Origin of the sequence: Pseudomonas koreensis, assembly GCF_024169245.1 — a bacterium.
In the GTDB taxonomy this organism is placed as follows: Bacteria; Pseudomonadota; Gammaproteobacteria; order Pseudomonadales; family Pseudomonadaceae; genus Aquipseudomonas; species Aquipseudomonas koreensis_F.
In genome coordinates, this window is record NZ_JALJWP010000001.1 from 160608 (window position 1) to 180982 (window position 20375).

Consider the following 20375-nt stretch of genomic DNA (forward strand, 5'->3'; position numbering starts at 1 on the left):
AGGTAACTCCTGCGCTTTCTTGAAAGATTGCCCTAGGGGTATCAGCTTTCGTGCCAACTAATTAATCGTTTTAATTCAACCACTTGAAATCCACTTAGTCATTTCGACACGAAAGCACGTATAGTCATCGCGACTACATCTTGTCTCTTTGACTACAACAACATGACCGCCAAATCCCTGCTTACCGCCTTGCTACCTCTAGTCGCTGACCTGTCCCGCGAATTGCCCGAAGGTGAGCGCTACCGGCGTTTGCTCGAAGCCATGCGCGCCTTGTTGCCCTGCGATGCCGCCGCGTTACTGCGTCTGGACGGTGAGTCCTTGGTGCCGCTGGCGGTGGACGGTTTGAGTACCGACACCCTCGGCCGCCGCTTCAAGGTCAGCGAGCATCCGCGTTTCGAAATCTTGCTGGCCGGTGCAGGACCGACGCGCTTCGCCGCCGACAGTGACCTTCCGGATCCCTATGACGGGCTGGTCGATGGCCTCGACGATCACCTCGAAGTTCACGACTGCCTCGGCTGTCCTTTATTTGTCGATGAGAAACTCTGGGGGCTGATCACCCTTGATGCGCTCGACCCCGAGCGTTTCGAGCCGATCGAACTCGATGCCCTGCAAGCTTTCGCCAGCCTCGCCTCGGCCACGGTCAACGCTGCCGAGCGCATCGAGCGCCTGGCCACCCGCGCCGAAGATGAACATCAGCGCGCCGAGGTCTACCGCCAGGCCAGCGGCCAGCAGCAACGCGAAATGATCGGCCAGAGCAAAGCGCACAAACGTCTGGTGGAAGAAATCAATCTGGTCGGCGGCAGCGACCTGACTGTTCTTGTCACCGGCGAAACCGGCGTCGGCAAAGAGCTGGTCGCCCAAGCCATCCACGCCGCTTCCGCCCGCGCCGACAAACCGATCATCAGCCTCAACTGCGCAGCCCTCCCCGACACACTGGTGGAAAGCGAACTGTTCGGACATGTGCGCGGCGCCTTCACCGGCGCCACCAGCGACCGCCGCGGCAAGTTCGAACTGGCCAATGGCGGCACGCTGTTTCTCGACGAAGTCGGCGAGTTGTCGCTGACGGTGCAGGCCAAATTGTTGCGCGTATTGCAGAGCGGTCAGTTGCAACGCCTGGGCTCGGACAAGGAGCATCAGGTTGATGTGCGCTTGATTGCCGCGACCAATCGCGATCTGGCCGAAGAAGTACGCAGCGGTCGCTATCGGGCCGACTTCTATCACCGTTTGAGTGTGTATCCGCTGCGGGTTCCGGCGCTGCGCGAGCGCGGGCGTGATGTGTTGTTGCTCAGCGGCTTCTTTCTGGAACAGAACCGCTCGCGCATGGGCCTTAACAGCCTGCGTTTGAACGGCGATGCGCAAGAGGCGCTGCTGGCGTACACCTGGCCGGGGAATGTGCGCGAGCTGGAGCATTTGATCGGGCGCAGTGCACTGAAGGCGCTGGGGAATTGCAAGGTGCGGCCGAAAATCCTGAGTCTGAGTGCGGCGGATCTGGATTTGCCCCGTGAGGTTGTGGATAACGTGGTTGCGCCTGTTAACGCAGGCTTGGCCAGTGAGATGCCAATGATCGGCGGGGATTTGCGCAGTGCCACTGATGAGTTTCAGCGGCGCCTGATCAGTGCAACGCTGGAGCGTCATCAGGATAACTGGGCGAGTGCGGCGCGGGAGTTGGGGGTGGATCGGGCGAATCTTGGGCGGATGGCCAAGCGCTTGGGCATGAAAGGTTGAACGATTATAGCCAGGAGCCGAATACCCTCACCCCAGCCCTCTCCCAGAGGGAGAGGGAGCCGATTCGGGAATATTGGAGAACTCCGTCGACCTGAACGTGATTTACCGAATCCGTAACCTGACCGGCTCCTGTGCGCTAGCAAATTCAAACTCTTCGAATCCATAATCGATTCGATTTTTCAGGTCGATGTATGACGCAGGACACCTCGGTCGGCCCCCTCTCCCTCTGGGAGAGGGCTGGGGTGAGGGGTTCTGGATCTGTGAGCCAAACCTAAAGCCCACTCCATTCAAGCCGATAACCCGGCATCAAAGGTTTCTGGCGATTTGTACTCTCGCCCATCCACAGAAGGTTCTTATGTCTTCCACCAAAGCCCGCGCAGATTCACTTTCGCTTCTGCTGTTTACCTTGCGCAGCGGCAAGCTGATGGCGATCAACCTGCTGAAAGTCAGTGAAATCATCCCCTGCCCGCCGCTGACCAAGCTGCCGGAGTCGCACCCGCACGTCAAAGGCATCGCCTCCCTGCGCGGTGCCTCGCTGTCGGTGATCGACCTCAGCCGCGCAATCGGCGAGCGGCCGCTGGAGGATCCCAACGGTGGCTGCCTGATCGTCACCGATGTCAGCCGTTCCAAGCAGGGTTTGCACGTGCAGGCAGTGAGCAAAATCGTCCATTGCCTGACTACCGATATCAAGCCACCCCCGTTCGGCTCTGGCGGCTCACGGGCCTACATCACCGGCGTGACCTCGGTGGACGGTACGCTGGTGCAGGTGCTGGACATCGAAAAAGTCATCCACAGCATCGCCCCGGCGCAGATCGAAATGGCGCCGACCGACCTGACCATGGAAGACGCCGAAGTGCTGGGCAACGCGCGCATCCTGGTGGTCGATGACAGCCAGGTGGCGTTGCAGCAGTCGGTGCACACCCTGCGCAACCTCGGCCTGCAATGCCACACCGCACGCAGCGCCAAGGAAGCCATCGACTGCCTGCTCGACCTGCAGGGCACCGCGCAGCAGATCAACCTGATCGTGTCCGACATCGAAATGTCCGAGATGGACGGCTACGCCTTCACCCGCACCCTGCGCGAGACTCCTGACTTCGCTCATTTGTACGTGCTGCTGCACACTTCGCTCGACAGCGCGATGAACAGCGAAAAGGCCCGCTTGGCCGGTGCCAACGCGGTGCTGACCAAGTTCTCCTCGCCGGAACTGACCCAACGCCTGATCGAAGCGGCCAAGCACGTCGCGGCCAACGGGCACTGAGTCTTGGCCGAGACGTTTTGCTTTCTGCTGCGCCGCGACTTGAGTGGGGTTCTGCCGGATGCTCAATGGCCGAACGGGATTGAGCTGTCCGTCTACCGCGAGGAGCTGGCGCCGGCGGTGCATCAGTTGATGCAGCTTGGACATCTGGCAGGTGGCGGTCGAGTGCCGTCGCTGGGCGACTGGCGGCAGCGCTTTGCCAGCGATCCTGAATACGATCGGGCGTTGTGTTTCGTGGCCTGCGATGCCGAGGGTGTGGTGGGCGTGGCGCAGTGCTGGACCAGTGCGTATATCAAGAATCTGGTGGTGCACCCGCGAATGCAGGGCCGGGGGCTTGGGCGGGCGTTGTTGCTGCATGCCTTCAGCGTCTTTCAACAGCGGCGCGAGGGGTTTGTCGATTTGAGGGTTCTGGAGGACAACCTGCGGGCGCGGCGGTTGTATCAGAGTGTCGGGATGGTTGAGGTTCGGCAAGAGGCAGTGCTCGACTGACGGACAGGGGGCTGGCTTCCTCAAAGCGCATACTCGATAGGTTACAAATTTTCAGAGCAAGAAAAATGTACGTAGTACATGCTTCTCAACCGGAAGGGACGAGGGAACAACGCACCGCACGTAAGGTCGTACTTGATAGTAGAACGCCATCAAGCTAGCATCCGCGTCCTTTTTATCAGACGCGACAGAGCTTGGCACGGATGCGACTATTAAAAAAATATGCGACGGTGAAGGGTGTAGTAACAGGCTTCATCGGTTATGCAGGCCTAATCTCCAGTCTAGGCTACATTATGGAGAAGCTGACTGGCTCAAGTGCATCTGTTGAGCCTTTCGTATGGGCTTGTACATTCGTGTTTTTCGTGTTTATTTTCACGTTGGGAGCAATGGCATGTAGCTACTCTCAATTGCTCCAACAGGATGAGATAGACAGGCTGTGTAAGGTAAAGGCTGATCTGGAAGGTCAGATTTTGAGACGTAGGATTTCGTCAACAGGGAGGAAACCATGACAGACATCTTCTTGGTGTTCATAGCTCTTGGTGTTGTGGCCGCTTTTAGTTTTGCCGTGGTTATGAACAGATTGCGGCGCACAAAAGCCACATACAATATGTATGCGGTGCGAGACGAGTTGATCCACTTAGTCTCATCCGGCGTGCTGAGTGAAGACTCTGCAGTTTTTAAGCATTATTACAAACGAACGAATATGCTTCTGCAGTTCGCTCCAAACATTGGCATTGACCAAGCGTACAAGGCATTTCTGTTCCTAAAAAACAATAGTAAAGTCAACCTCGATGAAGCCTTTGAAAAGGCCAAACAGGAAACAGATAACATTCTGAATTCAAAGGAATTAGAAATTCCTGAAGTCTCTAAAACGGTTGAGAGCTTCTATTCCTCGTACTCTGAAATGGTTTTGTCTCATAGCAGCGCAACTCGATTCATTTACTATGCAACTCGCCACAAAGTCTTGAACATCGACGCTGTCAAAAAAGCGCCGGTGAGGCTTCAAAAAGCGGTGGGAATGGTGAGTTTTTCTAATGAAGAAATTGACCAGATTTACGAAAAAAGAAATTTTTGCAGCTAAAACAAAACCCCGCGCCCGCGGGGTTTTGTCGCTTATATAGATTGAAACTTGTGCCGGGTGTGCAGGCACCGACGCCCTAACGCTCACATAATCGTCGCGAACTGTACCAAGCATGGCGCACTGCTGAATGTCGGCTTGATCGAAGATCAGCCCCTACAATCAATCGGTATTTTTGGGTCTAATCGCCCTCCCGATCAGGCACATCCGAGCCAAAACCTGCAATGGATTCTGCCCAATGAATAGCATCACCCTGAGCTTGCTCTGCCTTACAGCTCTCTCCGCCCTCGCCTCCCAGGCCCACGCCTCCAGCCCCGACGCCTGGGCCGCCTACGACAAGACCGTGCTCGCCAGCTGCACCAAGGCCAGTGGCCTGAAAAACGTCAAACCGGTCGGCACGCCCGCGCAATTCGATGACCGCGTCGGTTACACCGCCGTTCTGCTGCAAGGCCAATACCCGCAAAAACACATGAAAGGCCAGCAAGGCAGCGAGCTGTGCCTGTACAACAAACAGTCGAAAACCGCATTCGTCACCGAGTGGGATTCGATTCGCCCGAGCACAAAATCCCACTGAGTGGCGCAGTCCTTGCTTCGATCGGGTTCTGTGCGATGGTTTTCCGCCATCGTTTCACACCTTGATTGAAGACAGATCGCTCAATGAATACGACGTTTTCCTGCGTAGGTTGCGGCAAATGCTGCACCGACCACCATGTGCCGCTGACGCTGGCTGAAGCCCGTATGTGGGCGGCGGATGGCGGTCAGGTGATTGTGCTGGTCGAGGCTTTTCTCGGCAATGGTCTGGGCCTGCCAGCGCAGCAGCGCGAACATGCCGAGCGCCGTTCGGCCATGGTCCGAAGCGGCGCTACCGATGCTCATGTGGCGATCACTTTCGCCGCCTACAACGTCGGCCCCTGCCGGAATCTTGACGACGACAAACGCTGCCGGATTTATGACCGGCGTCCGCTGGTGTGCCGGATTTACCCGGCGGAAATCAATCCGCACATCCCGCTCAATCCCGCAGCCAAGGATTGCCCGCCGGAATCCTGGGAACAGGGGCCGGAGCTGATTGTGGGGGGCGAGTTGGTAGATCGGGAACTGGTTGAATTGATCCAGCGTTCGCGTCAGGCGGATCGGGATGACATCAGACTCAAGGATGCGATCTGCGCAACGTTGGGGATTCGCACCACTGCGCTCAAGGGCGACGGGTTCACCGCGTACTTGCCGAACATGGATGCGTTCGCAGCGGTGATCGACCAAGTGAGCGCGCAACCGCTGGCGGCGCAACCGAGTGAGTGGCTGTTTCATTTGTCAGGTGATGACGTGGCTGGGCAAGTGCTGGCTGCGGGTGGGCAGGTAGTGACCGAACCAGCGCAGACTTACGCGTTTATTTCATTGCGGGCGGCTTGATTTAGCATTGGCGGTGTAGCGGCTGGCCCCTTCGCGAGCAAGCTCGCTCCCACAGGTTTTGTGTTCGGCACAGATCAATGTGGGAGCGAGCCTGCTCGCGAAGAGGCCAGCACAAGCACCATCACTTTCCGATGTCAGCGCTTGCCCATCGACCTACGCGTGCCCGGCGGCGCCATGCCCGGGGTCTTGGTGTGGCCATTCTTCGCGCCATTCTTGTACCACGGCTGATTCGAGCCTTTCGCCGAGGCCAGCTCGCCCGGTTTGAACGGGAACTTGAACGCCGGGATCTCGGCCTTGGTTTCGCTGGTGTCAGCCACGTCAGCCGGGACGTCGCTCACAGCGTCATCAACCGGCGGTTGGGTCGGGGAAGTCATAAAAGCTCCGGGAACAGAAAGTCGGCCCGATCAGTGAGCCGCAAAGGCGCGCAGTATACCTGTGCGCTCTGGCTCGGCATCTGGAGATTTGCACGGTGCGCTGAACGGTTTTCCCCTCACCCTAACCCTCTCCCGAGGGAGAGGGGACTGACCGAGGTGTCTACTCGAGGTTCGCCGACATGGGATACCGAGTCGAACTCAGGTTTGAAAAGCCCACAAATCGGCTCCCTCTCCTTGGGGAGAGGGCTGGGCGGGCGGCGTTCCGATGAGGGGCGAATCCAACACAAGACCATTGCCGTACACCTGCTACTCCCCATCTATCCAAACGAAACTGACAATCCTGACAGCCAGCCGTCACCCTGCCGACCGCCTGACCGGTTTATAACTGGCCAATCTGCCCAAACTCCAGACTTCGGCGCCGCGCATGTCCATTCAGAAAAATAAAATCCTGCTCGCCACTCTCGTGATTCTGCTGGCCGCCGTCGGCCTGTGGTTTGCGCTCAGACCCGCCCCTGCAAAACTGGCCAGCCCGACCGCCATCCCGGTGCGGGTGGTGACGGTGAACGCCAAAGACGTCCCGCGCTACACCAGCGGGATCGGCTCGGTGCTTTCACTCCACAGTGTGGTGGTGCGTCCGCAGATCGATGGCATCCTGACGAAAATCCTCGTTAAGGAAGGCCAACTGGTCAAAGCAGGCGACCTGCTCGCTACCGTCGACGACCGCTCGATCCGCGCCAGCCTTGACCAGGCCCGGGCGCAGTTGGGCGAGAGCCAGGCGCAGCTGCAGGTCGCGCAGGTCAATCTCAAGCGTTACAAACTGCTCAGCGTCGACGACGGCGTGTCGAAGCAGACCTTCGACCAGCAGCAAGCGCTGGTCAACCAGCTCAAAGCCACGGCGCAAGGCAATCAGGCCTCGATCGATGCGGCGCAGGTGCAACTGTCCTACACGCAGATTCGCTCACCGGTCACCGGGCGGGTCGGTATTCGTACGGTCGATGAAGGCAACTTCCTGCGCATGACCGACACTCAAGGCCTGTTCACCGTTACCCAGATCGACCCGATCGCCGTCGAGTTCTCCCTGCCACAGCAGATGCTGCCGACCCTGCAGAGCCTGATCAGCGATCCGCAACGCGCCCCGGTCAAGGCTTACATCGGCGCCGATACCGATGGCGAAACCGGCAATCTGCTCGGCGAAGGTCATCTGACCCTGATCGACAACCAGATCAACGCCAACACCGGCACCATCCGCGCCAAGGCCGAGTTCGCCAATGCCAGCCAGAAGCTCTGGCCGGGTTTGCTGGTGACGGTAAAAATTCAGACGGCTGTGGATAAAGATGCGCTGGTCGTTCCGCCCACCGTCGTACAACGTGGCCTCGAACAACACTTCGTTTACCGCGTACAGAACGACAAGGTCGAGGCGGTGCCGGTGCAGATGGTTTATCAGGGCAGCGGCCAGGACATCATCAAAGGCGTCAACGCCGGTGACGTGCTGGTGACCGATGGCCAGTCGCGGCTCAAACCGGGATCGAGCGTGCAAGTCATGAGTGAGCCACCGCAAGTGGTGCAGGCGGAGCCTAAGCCATGAGCTCGCACAAGGGCATTTCGACCTGGTGCATCGACCACCCCGTGGCGACGATCCTGTTGACGATCGCGCTGGTGCTGGTCGGGGCGATTGCCTTCCCGCGCTTGCCAATCGCCCCACTGCCGGAAGCGGAATTTCCTACGATTCAAGTGTCGGCGCAGTTACCCGGCGCCAGCCCGGACACCATGGCGTCCTCGGTGGCGACGCCGCTGGAGGTGCAATTCAGTGCCATCCCCGGCATGACCCAGATGACCTCGAGCAGTGCGCTGGGCTCAACCCTGCTGACCCTGCAATTCACCCTCGACAAAAGCATCGACACCGCCGCGCAGGAAGTCCAGGCGGCGATCAACACCGCCGCCGGCAAGCTGCCCAAGGATATGCCGACGCTGCCGACGTGGAAGAAGGTCAACCCGGCCGACAGCCCGGTGCTGATCCTCAGTGTCAGCTCCACACAGATGCCCGGCACCGAACTCAGCGACCTGGTGGAAACCCTGCTCGCCCGGCAGATCAGTCAGATCGACGGCGTCGGCCAGATCAACATCACCGGTCAGCAACGTCCGGCGATTCGCGTGCAGGCTTCGGCGGACAAACTCGCGGCCATTGGCCTGACCCTCGCCGACCTCCGACTGGCGATCCAGCAGACCAGCCTTAACCTGGCCAAAGGCGCGCTGTACGGCGAATCGAGTATCTCGACGCTGTCGACCAACGACCAGTTGTTCCACCCCGAGGACTACAGCCAGCTCATCGTTTCCTACAAGGATGGCGCCCCGGTTCACCTGCGCGATGTCGCCAAAGTCGTCAACGGTGCGGAAGATGCCTACGTGCAGGCCTGGGCGGGTGATCGTCCGGGGGTGAATCTGGTGATCTCGCGTCAGCCCGGCGCCAACATTGTCGAGACCGTTGACCGCATTCAAGCCGCCCTGCCCGGTCTCGAAGCCATGCTGCCGGCCTCGGTGCAGGTGAAAACCCTGATCGACCGCACCCAGACCATCCGCGCCTCGCTGCATGAAGTCGAGATCACCTTGCTGATCGCGATCCTGCTGGTGGTCGCAGTCATGGCGCTGTTCCTGCGGCAATTGTCGGCGACGCTGATTGTATCGGCGGTGCTCGGTGTCTCGCTGATCGCCAGTTTCGCCCTGATGTACGTGCTCGGCTTCAGTTTGAACAACCTGACGCTGGTGGCGATCGTCGTTGCGGTCGGCTTCGTGGTCGACGATGCGATTGTCGTGGTGGAGAACATTCACCGCCATCTCGAGGCCGGCGATGACATGCGCGAGGCGGCGATCAAGGGGGCCGGCGAGATTGGCTTCACCGTCGTTTCGATCAGTTTCTCGCTGGTGGCGGCATTTATTCCGCTGCTGTTCATGGGCGGTGTAGTCGGGCGACTGTTCAAGGAATTCGCCCTGACCGCGACCTCCACGATCATGATTTCCGTTGTGGTGTCGCTGACGCTGGCGCCAACCCTCGCTGCGCTGTTCATGCGCAAACCGGTGCATCACGCGAACGCCAAACCCGGCTTTAGTGAACGGCTGCTCGGCTGGTACGAAAAGGGCCTGCGCCGCGCCCTCGACCACCAAAAGCTGATGATTGGTGTGTTCGGTCTCTCGCTGGCATTGGCGGTTGCCGGCTACATTTTCATTCCCAAGGGCTTCTTCCCGGTGCAGGACACCGGTTTTGTCCTCGGCACCACAGAAGCCGCTGCGGACATTTCCTACGGCGACATGGTGAAAAAACACTTGGCGATGGCGGAAATCGTCGCGGCGGATCCGGCGGTGCAGGCGTTTTCCCATTCGGTGGGTGTTTCCGGCAGCAACCAGACCATCGCCAACGGGCGCTTCTGGATCGCCTTGAAAAAACGTGGCGATCGCGATGTCAGCGCCAGCCAGTTCATCGACCGCATCCGCCCGCAACTGATGAAAGTCCCCGGCATCGTCCTGTATTTGCGCGCAGGGCAGGACATCAACCTCAGCTCCGGCCCGAGCCGTGCGCAGTACCAGTACGTGCTCAAAAGCAATGACGGCGCGACCCTCGCCACCTGGACCCAGCGCCTGACTGAGAAACTGCGCAGCAACCCGGCGTTCCGCGACATTTCCAATGATCTGCAACTGGGCGGCAGCATCACTCACATCAGCATCGACCGCAGCGCAGCGGCGCGGTTTGGCCTGACTGCCAGCGATGTCGACGAGGCGCTGTACGATGCGTTCGGCCAACGGCAGATCAATGAATTCCAGACTCAGGTCAACCAGTACAACGTGATTCTGGAACTGGACACCCGGCAACGCGGCAAGGCCGAAAGCCTCAACTATTTCTACCTGCGCTCGCCGCTCAGTGGGGAAATGGTGCCGCTCTCGGCGCTGGCCCGGTTTGACGCGCCGACCATCGGCCCGCTGTCGATTGCCCACGACGGCATGTTCCCCGCCGCTAACCTGTCGTTCAACCTCGCCCCGGGCGTGGCGCTGGGCGATGCGGTGATTCTGCTCAATCAGGCCAAGGCCGAGATCGGCATGCCTACCGCGATGAGCGGCAATTTCCAGGGCGCGGCACAGGCGTTCCAGAGTTCGCTGGCCAGCCAGCCGTGGCTGATTCTGGCGGCGCTGGTGGCGGTGTACATCATTCTCGGCGTGCTTTATGAAAGCTTCGTCCATCCGCTGACGATCATCTCGACCTTGCCGGCGGCAGGCCTCGGCGCGGTGATCATGCTGTGGATCTGTGGTCAGGACTTTTCGATCATGGCGTTGATCGGGCTCGTGCTGCTGATCGGTATCGTCAAGAAGAACGGCATCCTGATGATCGACTTCGCCCTCGAGGCGCAGCGCCAGCGCGGTCTGGCACCGCAGGAAGCGATTTTCGAAGCGTGCATCACGCGGTTCCGGCCGATCATCATGACCACCCTCGCCGCCCTGCTCGGCGCATTGCCGCTGATGCTCGGCTACGGCACCGGCGCCGAACTGCGCCAGCCATTGGGCATTGCCGTGGTCGGCGGTTTGCTGGTCAGCCAGATGCTGACGCTGTTCACCACGCCGGTCATATACTTATGGCTCGAGCGGCTGTTTCACCGGCACTCACACCCACCAGCCCCAACGCCCGCAACGGCACTGGCGACCACAGACTGAGGCGGTCATGCGCGTTCTGATTATCGAAGACGAAGAAAAAACCGCGGACTATCTGCACCGTGGCCTGACCGAACAGGGCTACACCGTGGACCTTGCCCGCGATGGCGTTGAAGGTCTGCATCTGGCGCTGGAATGCGACTACGCAGTGATCGTCCTTGACGTCATGTTGCCGGGACTCGATGGCTTCGGCGTGCTGCGCGCGTTGCGTGCGCGCAAACAGACCCCGGTGATCATGCTCACCGCCCGCGAGCGCGTCGAAGACCGCATCAAGGGCCTGCGCGACGGTGCCGACGATTACCTCGGCAAGCCGTTTTCCTTCCTCGAACTGGTCGCCCGCCTGCAAGCGTTGACCCGGCGCAGCGGCGGCCATGAGCCGGTGCAAGTGACCATCGCCGACCTGTGGATCGATTTGATCAGCCGCAAGGCCACCCGCGCCGGCACGCGCCTGGATCTGACCGCGAAAGAGTTTTCCCTGCTCAGCGTGCTCGCCCGTCGCCAGGGCGAAATCCTCTCGAAAACCGCGATCGCCGAGATGGTCTGGGACATCAATTTCGACAGTGACGCCAACGTCGTCGAAGTCGCGATCAAACGCCTGCGCGCCAAGCTCGACGGGCCGTTCGACGAGAAACTGCTGCACACCATTCGCGGCATGGGTTATGTGCTGGAGAGCCGTGGTGTCCAGTAACTCGATTGCCTTGCGCTTGAGCGGCATGTTCACGCTCGTGGCGCTAGTGGTGTTTCTGTTGATCGGCGGTGCGCTGTATCAGCAGGTGGATAAAGGCCTCGGCTTGCTGCCGGAAGCTGAACTGGATGCGCGTTACAGCGTGCTCGAATCGGCGCTCAATCGCTTCGGCACACCCGAGCATTGGGTGAAGATCAACGCCAAGCTGAAGCTGCTCGGCGAAGAAGACAAGCGCATCCGGTTCTGGGTGGTCAGTGGTGAACCGGGTTACGAATATGGCCAACCGGATGCCGCGATTCGGGCCTTCGCTCAAGGTCCGTTGGGCATGCATGACCTGCATTTGGCCGACCATCGTTATCCGCTGAAGGTGCTGTTGACCGAGTTGCCGGCCAAGGACCAGCGCCCACCGCTGCGCTTCATGATCGGCATTGATACCGAGACCTTCCATGAGACGCAGCACAATCTGCTGATTGCGTTGATCGGTCTGGCGATTGCCGGTGTGCTGATGGCTTCGGCGCTGGGCTATTGGGTGGCGCGGATTGGTTTGAAGCCACTGATCAAACTGTCCCACGAAGCTCAACGACTGGCGCCACCGCTAAGAGCTGGACGCTTGCGCTTATCGCCGCTGCCGCCGGAGCTGGAACAGTTTGTCGACTCGTTCAACTCGACGCTGGAGCGGGTAGAACTGGCCTATTCGCGGCTGGAATCATTCAACGCCGACGTCGCCCATGAGTTGCGCTCGCCGCTGACCAACCTGATCGGCCAGACCCAGGTCGCACTGACCCGTGGCCGCTCGGCCGAACATTACTTCGAAGTGCTGCAATCCAATCTGGAAGAGCTGGAACGGCTGCGTTCGATCATCAACGACATGCTGTTTCTGGCCAGCGCCGATCAGGGCAACAAGGCGACCAAACTGACCTCGACCTCATTGGCCGATGAGGTGGCGACGACGCTGGACTATCTGGATTTCATTCTTGAAGACGCCCAGGTTGAAGTGCAGGTCAGCGGCGATGCGCAGGTACAGATCGAGGTCGCGCACCTGCGCCGGGCGCTGATCAACTTGTTGAGCAACGCGGTGCAGCACACCGAACCGGGACAGGTGATCGAAGTGCATATCGAGGTTCAAGAGCATCAGGTGAGCATTGGCGTGGCCAATCCCGGGACGCCGATCGCCAGTGAGCATCTCCCAAGGTTGTTCGAACGGTTTTATCGGGTCGATGCTTCGCGCAGCAACAGCGGCAATAACCACGGGTTGGGGCTGGCGATCGTCAAGGCGATCGCGCTGATGCATGGCGGGGATGTGTTTGTGCGCAGTGACCGGGGCATGAACACCTTCGGCATTCACCTTCCGGTCTGAAAAGATTAAAAGATCGCGGCCTTCGGCAGCTCCTACAGGTGTACGCCAAGCCCTTGTAGGAGCTGCCGAAGGCTGCGATCTTTGCTTCTGCTGTAACAGTCATTTATGAAAATCACGCTGTTTCCCATCCCTCGGTGACCTTATCTTTGCCCGCACCAAACAGCACTTGCCAAGCAAGAAGGTTTTCCAGATGTCCAACAGTATGGGTATTGCCAGCGCGTTCGTTTTGTCCTCATTGATCCTGTCGCCAATGGCGATGGCTGAAGAATCGCAAACGTTCGTGGCGCAAAAAGTCGCTCGCGCGCAGGCATTCGATCAGCATCAGGCCGAAGTGATGGCCAAGGCTCAAGACGCGACGCAATCCCCGCAGGCCGCCAATTCCCAGACTCAAGCGCTCGAGAAAGACAGCTGAGTCGCACCGCGAAAGGTTTCCCTCGACGCGGTTGTTTGGCTCTTCCCGTTCAACCGTCGTCACTCCAGGCCGCTGCCGTTCAGCGGCCTTTTTTCGTTGTGGTCTGAAAGCCGTCTGGTGCGTCTGTAACAACAAGAAACATCAAGCCGCTCAAGAAACAGAGTGGCCCGCTGACCCAAGGAGCTCCACCGCACGTGTTTTTCCCTGCCCGCCTTACCCCGCTGTTCATTGCAATGGCCACAACGATTGTTCCCACCGCCCACGCCGACGAGCCTGCTGAACAAGGCTTCGTCGAAGGTTCGAGCCTCAACCTGAACGCCCGCAACTACTACATGAATCGCAACCGCTTGCAGAAAGCGGACGACAACATCGAGTGGGGCCAGGGTTTTCTCGGGGTGTTCCAGTCCGGCTATACCGAGGGCACGGTTGGCTTCGGTTTCGATGCCCACGCCATGCTCGGCCTGAAACTCGACGGCGGTGGCGGTACCGACGGTTCGAGTATCCTGCCGATCAGCGATGGCAACGGCAAAGCGCCAGGGTCGTTCTCCACCGCGGGCGGAACGTTGAAGTTGCGTGCGTTCGATACCGAGTTGAAGGCTGGTGACCTGTTCCTCACCAACCCCGTGATTGCCGGTGGCGACACGCGCATGCTGCCGCAGACGTTTCGCGGCATCAGCCTCGCCAATCACAGTTTCGACGGCTGGCTGATCGAAGGTGGCCAGGCCAGTTTCACCAAGCCGTATAACCAGAGCGGGCACACGCGAATCGGGACGTCCTACGGCACCCTCGCCGATGGCGATGACAGCCAACACCTGAACTGGGCCGGTGTGGCCTGGAGCGGTGTCGAAGGTCTGACCAGTAGCTTTTATGCCTCTGAGCTGAAAGACATCTGGAACCAGTACTACTACGACCTCGACTACACCTGGCAACTGAATGACCTGCTCAGCCTCAACCCGGGCCTGCACTTCTATCACACGCAGGACACCGGCGATGCACTGCTCGGCGACATCGACAACAACACCTGGAGCGCGCATCTGACCGTCGGCATCGGCAGCCACAGCGTTACCGCCGCCTACCAGCGGGTCAACGGCAACACACCGTTCGACTACATCAGCCAGGGCGACAGCGTTTACCTGGACAACTCCCAGCAATACTCGGACTTCAACGGGCCGAACGAACGCTCGTGGAAGCTCAAGTACGCCTACGACTTCACGGGTGTCGGCCTGCCAGGGCTGACTTCGGCGCTGTCCTACTCACGCGGCACGGTCAACCTGAGCAAAGCTGATCCGCAAAGCGCAGGCTATTCCAGCTGGTACAGCGCCGATGGCCGCAACGCCAAACACTGGGAGCGCGATATCGATTTGCAGTACGTCGTTCAAAGCGGTCAGGCCAAGGACCTCGCGGTGCGCCTGCAATGGGCGACCAACCGAGGTGGCAATGGCTACGGCGCGATTGATTCGGATACAGATGAATACCGCGTGATCATCGACTACCCGATCAACGTCTTCTAAGATCGGCGCGGCGTTTTTCAGATCCTGTGATCTACCCTGTGGGAGCGAGCCTGCTCGCGAAAGCGGGGTGTCATTCAACGCAGATGTTGACTGACAATCAGCTTTCGCGAGCAAGCTCGCTCCCACAGGTCGTCCGGCGCCACGCCTACTACGCTTATGAAACCACTCCAACCGAACCCCCATCATGATCGCCAGCCGCACTCCTTCCATCACAGGCCAGACCGGTCGCCCCGAGCGCCTGTTGATCCTCGGCAGTCTGCTGACCGTGATTGCGATGGTGTGCATCGTCACCTTCCTGTTGATCCGCGAATACGCCAGTGCGCAGGACGCCGCCACCCGCCGCGCGACCACCATTGCGCAACTGATCGACGCCGACGTGCTGCGCACCGTCGAGCTTTACGACCTGACGCTGCAAGGGCTGATCGCCGCCGCCCAGCGTGACGACTTGCAGTACGTCTCGCCGCAGATCCGTCATCTGGCGCTGTTCGATCGCTCGACCACCGCGCGCTTCAAAGGCGACATCCTGCTGCTCGACAAGCATGGCGAAGTGATCGCCGACTCCTCGCGCATCGAACCGAAACCGGGCAATTTCGCCGACCGCGATTACTTCCTCGCCCATGCATTCAACCGCGACATCGGCATGTTCATCAGCCGTCCGTTCAAGACCCGTTGCGATTGCGAAGAGGCCGATCAGTGGCGGATCAGTTTCAGCCGACGCATTTCCTCGCAGACCGGTGAATTCTTCGGTGTGGCGGTGGCGTCGTTGAAACTCGACTACTTCGACGATCTGTTCAAAAGCCTCGACATCGGCACCGACAGCACGCTGAACATCATCAACAGCGACGGTGTGCTGCTCGCACAGAAGCCGTATCTGCAACGCGACTCGGTGGGCAAGAGTTTCGGTAATCGACCCAACGTCGTGCGGATTCTCAACGACCGCGATGGCAGCGGCAGTTTCACCAGTACCTCAAGCATGGATAAACAACGCCGGCTCTACACCTACTCGCGGGTGGGCAATCTGCCGTTGACCGTGATGGTCGCGCTGTCCAGTGATGAGGTGTTCGGCACCTGGCGGCGCACGGCGATCCTGATCAGCGGCGCCACTGGCGTGTTGTGCCTTGGCCTGTTGTGGCTGACCTGGCTGCTCGCCCGGGAACTGCGTTTGCGCCATCGCGCCGAACGCGAACTGGCGCAACTTGCCGCCACCGATGACCTGACCGGCGTGGCCAACCGACGCATGCTCGATCAGACCCTGCGCCACGAATGGTTCCGCGCCCAGCGCTCGGGCCAGCCACTGTCGGTGATGATGATCGATGCCGATCACTTCAAGGCGTTCAACGACCGGCATGGCCATCAGGCCGGCGATCAGGTGTTGCGCGAGCTGGCCAAGGTGATCACCGCGAACGTGCGGCGCCCGGCAGATCTGGTCGCGCGTTATGGCGGCGAAGAGTTTTCGGTAATTCTCGCCGAGACCGACAGCGCAGGTGCGCAGCAGATTGCTGAGCAGATCCGTAGCGCTGTGGAAAACCTGCCATGGGCCGAGGGCGCTGAGCGGGCGATGACAGTGAGTATCGGTATAGCGACGTGGACGACGGCGAGCGAGATGACCCTGGAGCAGTTGCTGTTTGCGGCGGACAAGGCGTTGTATCAGGCCAAGGAAGGCGGGCGTAATCGGGTCGTCGTGTCAGTTTAAAGCCAAAAGATCGCAGCCTTCGGCAGCTCCTACATTTGGAATGCGGTACTCCTGTAGGAGCTGCCGAAGGCTGCGATCTCTTGATCTTATAAAAGGCATAAAAAAAGGCCATCCGGAGATGGCCTTCAAAAAACTAGAGAGGTTTTTTACTTACACCGCCGCGACAGGGCGCATGTAAGAGATCGGTGCGGTGCTGGCGTCTTCGAACGTCACCACTTCCCAAGCGTCTGTCTGCTCAATCAATTTGCGCAGCAGCTGGTTGTTCAGTGCATGACCGGACTTGAAGCCTTTGAACTCACCAATCAGGCTGTTGCCCAGCAGGTACAGGTCGCCAATCGCATCGAGGATCTTGTGTTTGACGAATTCGTCTTCATAACGAAGACCGTCTTCGTTCAACACGCCATCAGCGTCGACCACGATCGCGTTTTCCACGCTGCCGCCCAGTGCGAGGTTGTGCTTGCGCAGGTACTCGATGTCACTCATGAAACCAAAGGTACGCGCGCGGCTGACTTCTTTTACGAACGAAGTGCTGGAAAAGTCCACGCTTGCACTCTGGGTGCGGTCCCGGAATACCGGGTGATCGAAATCGATCTCGAAGCTCACCTTGAAGCCTTCGAAAGGGACGAAAGTGGCGCGCTTGTCGCCGTCTTCCACTGTCACTTCACGCAGGATGCGGATGAATTTCTTGGCGGCGTCCTGTTCTTCCAGGCCTGCCGATTGAATCAGGAATACGAAGGGTCCAGCGCTGCCATCCATGATCGGGACTTCGGACGCGGAGAGCTCGACGTAGGCGTTATCGATGCCCAGGCCAGCCATGGCCGAGAGCAAGTGCTCTACCGTGTCCACTTTGACGTCGCCATTGATCAGCGTCGTCGACATAGTGGTTTCACCGACGTTTTCCGCGCGGGCAGGAATCTGCACCACAGGGTCGAGGTCAGCGCGACAAAACACAATGCCAGTGTCGACAGGCGCAGGCTTGAGGGTCAGATAGACCTTCTCACCGGAGTGCAGGCCTACACCTGTGGCACGGATAATATTTTTCAGTGTGCGTTGTTTAATCATGGCTTGGGCCGCTTCAGCGCAAATTGCGAACTGGTATCAACAAAGGCTGGCGATGATAGCAGACCATGCCTTTGCTGAACACCAATCACCTTCATAGCCCTGATACATTCCATCAATCGGCCTGACGACGCAGGAATGCCGGAATGTCCAGGTAGTCCAGGTCATCCTGCGGATTCATCTTCGCGGCAGCCGCAGCACCGGCCTGAGCCTGGTTGCGCATGACGGTCGGACGGTCCAGATCACGGTAGTTCACCGCTGGCTGCTCCTGACGGGCCGGAGCCGGTTGCTGCACCTGCGCCGAAGCCATGGAGGTGTGAACGGTATTGTCGATGACCTTCACAGGCTTCTCGATTTTCGCACCCAGACCGGTGGCAACCACAGTCACGTGCAGCTCGTCGCGCATGTCCGGATCGATAACGGTACCGACCTTGACCATCGCATGCTCGGAAGCGAAGGCTTCGATGATCGAACCAACGTCGGAGTACTCACCCAGGGACAGGTCAGGGCCGGCGGTGATGTTCACCAGGATGCCGCGCGCGCCTTGCAGGTTGACGTCTTCCAGCAGCGGGTTGCGGATCGCAGCTTCAGTGGCTTCACGTGCACGGTTCGGACCGCTGGCGCAGCCAGTGCCCATCATCGCCATGCCCATTTCGCTCATCACGGTGCGCACGTCGGCGAAGTCGACGTTGATCATGCCCGGACGCTTGATGATGTCGGAGATACCGCGAACGGCACCGGCCAGAACATCGTCAGCCTTGGCGAAAGCCGACAAGAGGCTGGCGTCTTTGCCGAGGATGGTCAGCAGTTTTTCGTTCGGGATGGTGATCAGCGAGTCGACGCTTTCCGACAGCATGCGGATGCCTTCGTCGGCGATCTGCATACGCTTGCGGCCTTCGAACGGGAACGGACGGGTCACGACCGCAACGGTCAGGATGCCCATTTCCTTGGCCACTTCAGCGATGATCGGCGCCGCACCGGTACCGGTACCGCCGCCCATGCCAGTGGTGATGAACACCATGTTGGTGCCGGCCAGCACTTCAGCGATGCGCTCGCGGTCTTCCAGAGCGGCTTGACGGCCGACTTCAGGATTGGCGCCGGCACCCAGGCCTTTGGTCACGCCAGTGCCCAGTTGCAGGATGGTCCGCGCGCCGATGTTTTTCAGCGCTTGAGCATCGGTGTTGGCGCAGATGAACTCAACGCCTTCGATGTTGCTCTTGACCATGTGATTGACAGCGTTGCCGCCGCCACCGCCGACACCGATAACTTTGATTACCGGGCTTGCGGGGATGTTGTCTACGAGTTCGAACATTTTCCCTCTCCTTACATTCTCTAGTTTTTTCGCCTACTGCTGTTTGTAGCGGTGTTGCGGTAAAGCTTTAAAAATTGCCCTGGACCCACTTTTTCAGTCGGTCCAGCAGCGGCGCCTGAGGCTCTTCGCTGCTGTAGCTGTCGCGGCTGCCGATGCCGGAGAACGAAACTCCGTCGGACTGCTTCTGCAGGCCGTACATCAACAAACCGACGCCAGTGGAATAAATCGGGTTGCGCACCACGTCATCCAGACCTTTCACGCCATGCGGCACACCGAGGCGCACCGGCATGTGGAAGATTTCTTCGGCCAGTTCGGTCGCGCCTTCCATCTTCGATGTACCGCCGGTGAGGACGATGCCCGCCGGGATCAGGTCTTCGTAGCCGCTGCGACGCAGCTCGGCCTGGATCAGGGTGAACAGTTCGTCGTAACGCGGCTCGACCACTTCAGCCAGGGCCTGACGTGAAAGCTCGCGCGGCGGACGGTCGCCGACGCTTGGCACCTTGATGGTTTCACCGGCACCGGCCAGTTTGGCCAGGGCGCAGGCGTAGCGGATCTTGATCTCTTCGGCGTACTGGGTCGGGGTGCGCAACGCCATGGCGATGTCGTTCGTCACCTGATCACCGGCAATCGGGATCACGGCGGTGTGACGGATCGCGCCTTCGGTAAAGATCGCGATGTCGGTAGTGCCGCCGCCGATGTCGACCAGGCACACGCCCAGTTCTTTCTCGTCGTCGGTCAGCACCGAGTAGGCCGAGGCCAGTTGCTCGAGGATGATGTCGTCGATTTCCAGACCGCAGCGACGCACGCATTTTTCAATGTTCTGTGCGGCGTTGACGGCGCAGGTGACCACGTGAACCTTGGCTTCCAGACGCACGCCGGACATGCCCAGTGGCTCGCGCACGCCTTCCTGGTTATCGATCACGTAATCCTGCGGCAGCGTGTGCAGCACGCGCTGGTCAGCCGGAATCGCCACGGCCTGGGCGGCGTCGAGCACACGCTCAAGGTCGGCCGAGCTGACTTCGCGATCACGGATCGCGACGATGCCGTGGGAGTTCAGGCTGCGGATGTGATTGCCCGCAACGCCGACGAACGCCGAGTGAATGCGGCAGCCGGCCATCAGCTGGGCTTCTTCGATCGCGCGCTGGATCGATTGCACGGTGGATTCGATGTTGACCACCACGCCCTTCTTCAGGCCGCGGGACGGATGCGTGCCGATCCCGACGATTTCCAGCTGGCCGTCGTCCGCGACCTCGCCTACCAGCGCCACCACTTTGGAGGTGCCGATATCCAGACCGACGATCATTTTGCCGCTTTGCACGTTTGCCATGG

General features: G+C 59.6%; 17 protein-coding genes. 13 read left to right on the forward strand and 4 right to left on the reverse strand.

Going from position 1 to position 20375, the window contains the following annotated elements; translation table 11 throughout:
• Positions 1-162 precede the first annotated feature (162 nt).
• From norR to J2Y90_RS00735, 6 genes are all read left to right on the forward strand, one after another.
• Entirely contained in the window at positions 163-1725 is a 1563-nt protein-coding gene (gene norR, locus J2Y90_RS00710) for a nitric oxide reductase transcriptional regulator NorR (protein WP_253495755.1), read from the forward strand.
• A gap of 355 nt (positions 1726-2080) precedes the next feature.
• Positions 2081-2983 carry a chemotaxis protein CheV gene (locus tag J2Y90_RS00715; protein WP_016773296.1) on the forward strand — a complete coding sequence of 301 codons (903 nt, stop codon included), beginning with the start codon at positions 2081-2083 and terminating at the stop codon, positions 2981-2983.
• A 3-nt stretch (positions 2984-2986) separates the two neighbouring features.
• A complete protein-coding gene (locus tag J2Y90_RS00720; RefSeq protein WP_253495757.1) occupies positions 2987-3469 on the forward strand; it encodes a GNAT family N-acetyltransferase in 483 nt (160 codons plus the stop codon).
• A 502-nt stretch (positions 3470-3971) separates the two neighbouring features.
• Positions 3972-4547, forward strand: a complete 576-nt coding sequence (locus J2Y90_RS00725) for a hypothetical protein (protein ID WP_253495759.1) — start codon at positions 3972-3974, stop codon at positions 4545-4547.
• 235 nt (positions 4548-4782) lie between these two features.
• Complete coding sequence (locus J2Y90_RS00730) at positions 4783-5118, forward strand: hypothetical protein (protein ID WP_253495762.1); 336 nt, start codon at positions 4783-4785, stop codon at positions 5116-5118.
• 83 nt (positions 5119-5201) lie between these two features.
• Entirely contained in the window at positions 5202-5951 is a 750-nt protein-coding gene (locus J2Y90_RS00735; protein ID WP_253495764.1) for a YkgJ family cysteine cluster protein, read from the forward strand.
• A 134-nt stretch (positions 5952-6085) separates the two neighbouring features.
• On the opposite strand, the gene J2Y90_RS00740 is transcribed toward J2Y90_RS00735, so the two are convergent.
• Entirely contained in the window at positions 6086-6325 is a 240-nt protein-coding gene (locus tag J2Y90_RS00740) for a hypothetical protein (protein ID WP_042608363.1), read from the reverse strand.
• 424 nt (positions 6326-6749) lie between these two features.
• Here J2Y90_RS00740 and J2Y90_RS00745 point away from each other — a divergent pair, with 424 nt between their 5' ends.
• From J2Y90_RS00745 to J2Y90_RS00775, 7 genes are all read left to right on the forward strand, one after another.
• A complete protein-coding gene (locus tag J2Y90_RS00745) occupies positions 6750-7910 on the forward strand; it encodes an efflux RND transporter periplasmic adaptor subunit (RefSeq protein ID WP_253495766.1) in 1161 nt (386 codons plus the stop codon).
• On the forward strand, positions 7907-11020 hold the full coding sequence (locus J2Y90_RS00750; RefSeq protein ID WP_253495768.1) for a multidrug efflux RND transporter permease subunit: 3114 nt from the start codon (positions 7907-7909) through the stop codon (positions 11018-11020). The genes J2Y90_RS00745 and J2Y90_RS00750 overlap by 4 nt, the downstream gene beginning before the upstream one ends.
• A 7-nt stretch (positions 11021-11027) precedes the next feature.
• Positions 11028-11705, forward strand: coding sequence for a heavy metal response regulator transcription factor (locus J2Y90_RS00755; RefSeq protein WP_150638550.1), 678 nt, complete (start codon positions 11028-11030; stop codon positions 11703-11705).
• The gene (locus J2Y90_RS00760) at positions 11695-13059 is read left to right on the forward strand and encodes a heavy metal sensor histidine kinase (protein WP_253495770.1); all 1365 of its coding nucleotides are present in this window, start codon (positions 11695-11697) and stop codon (positions 13057-13059) included. Before J2Y90_RS00755 ends, J2Y90_RS00760 begins: the two co-directional genes overlap by 11 nt.
• A gap of 190 nt (positions 13060-13249) precedes the next feature.
• Positions 13250-13471 (forward strand): hypothetical protein, encoded by a 222-nt coding sequence (locus tag J2Y90_RS00765; RefSeq protein ID WP_039761392.1) that lies wholly within the window; start codon positions 13250-13252, stop codon positions 13469-13471.
• Between the two features lie 233 nt (positions 13472-13704).
• Positions 13705-14982, forward strand: a complete 1278-nt coding sequence (locus J2Y90_RS00770; RefSeq protein ID WP_301291698.1) for an OprD family porin — start codon at positions 13705-13707, stop codon at positions 14980-14982.
• Between the two features lie 184 nt (positions 14983-15166).
• Positions 15167-16675, forward strand: a complete 1509-nt coding sequence (locus tag J2Y90_RS00775; RefSeq protein WP_253495774.1) for a sensor domain-containing diguanylate cyclase — start codon at positions 15167-15169, stop codon at positions 16673-16675.
• 150 nt (positions 16676-16825) lie between these two features.
• Here J2Y90_RS00775 and lpxC read toward each other — a convergent pair whose 3' ends face one another.
• The 3 genes from lpxC to ftsA form a co-directional block, all read right to left on the reverse strand.
• Positions 16826-17737, reverse strand: a complete 912-nt coding sequence (gene lpxC, locus J2Y90_RS00780) for a UDP-3-O-acyl-N-acetylglucosamine deacetylase (protein ID WP_007916984.1) — start codon at positions 17735-17737, stop codon at positions 16826-16828.
• A 112-nt stretch (positions 17738-17849) separates the two neighbouring features.
• Positions 17850-19046 (reverse strand): cell division protein FtsZ, encoded by a 1197-nt coding sequence (gene ftsZ, locus J2Y90_RS00785; RefSeq protein ID WP_016773283.1) that lies wholly within the window; start codon positions 19044-19046, stop codon positions 17850-17852.
• Between the two features lie 67 nt (positions 19047-19113).
• A complete protein-coding gene (ftsA, locus tag J2Y90_RS00790) occupies positions 19114-20373 on the reverse strand; it encodes a cell division protein FtsA (protein WP_016773282.1) in 1260 nt (419 codons plus the stop codon).
• Positions 20374-20375 lie beyond the last annotated feature (2 nt).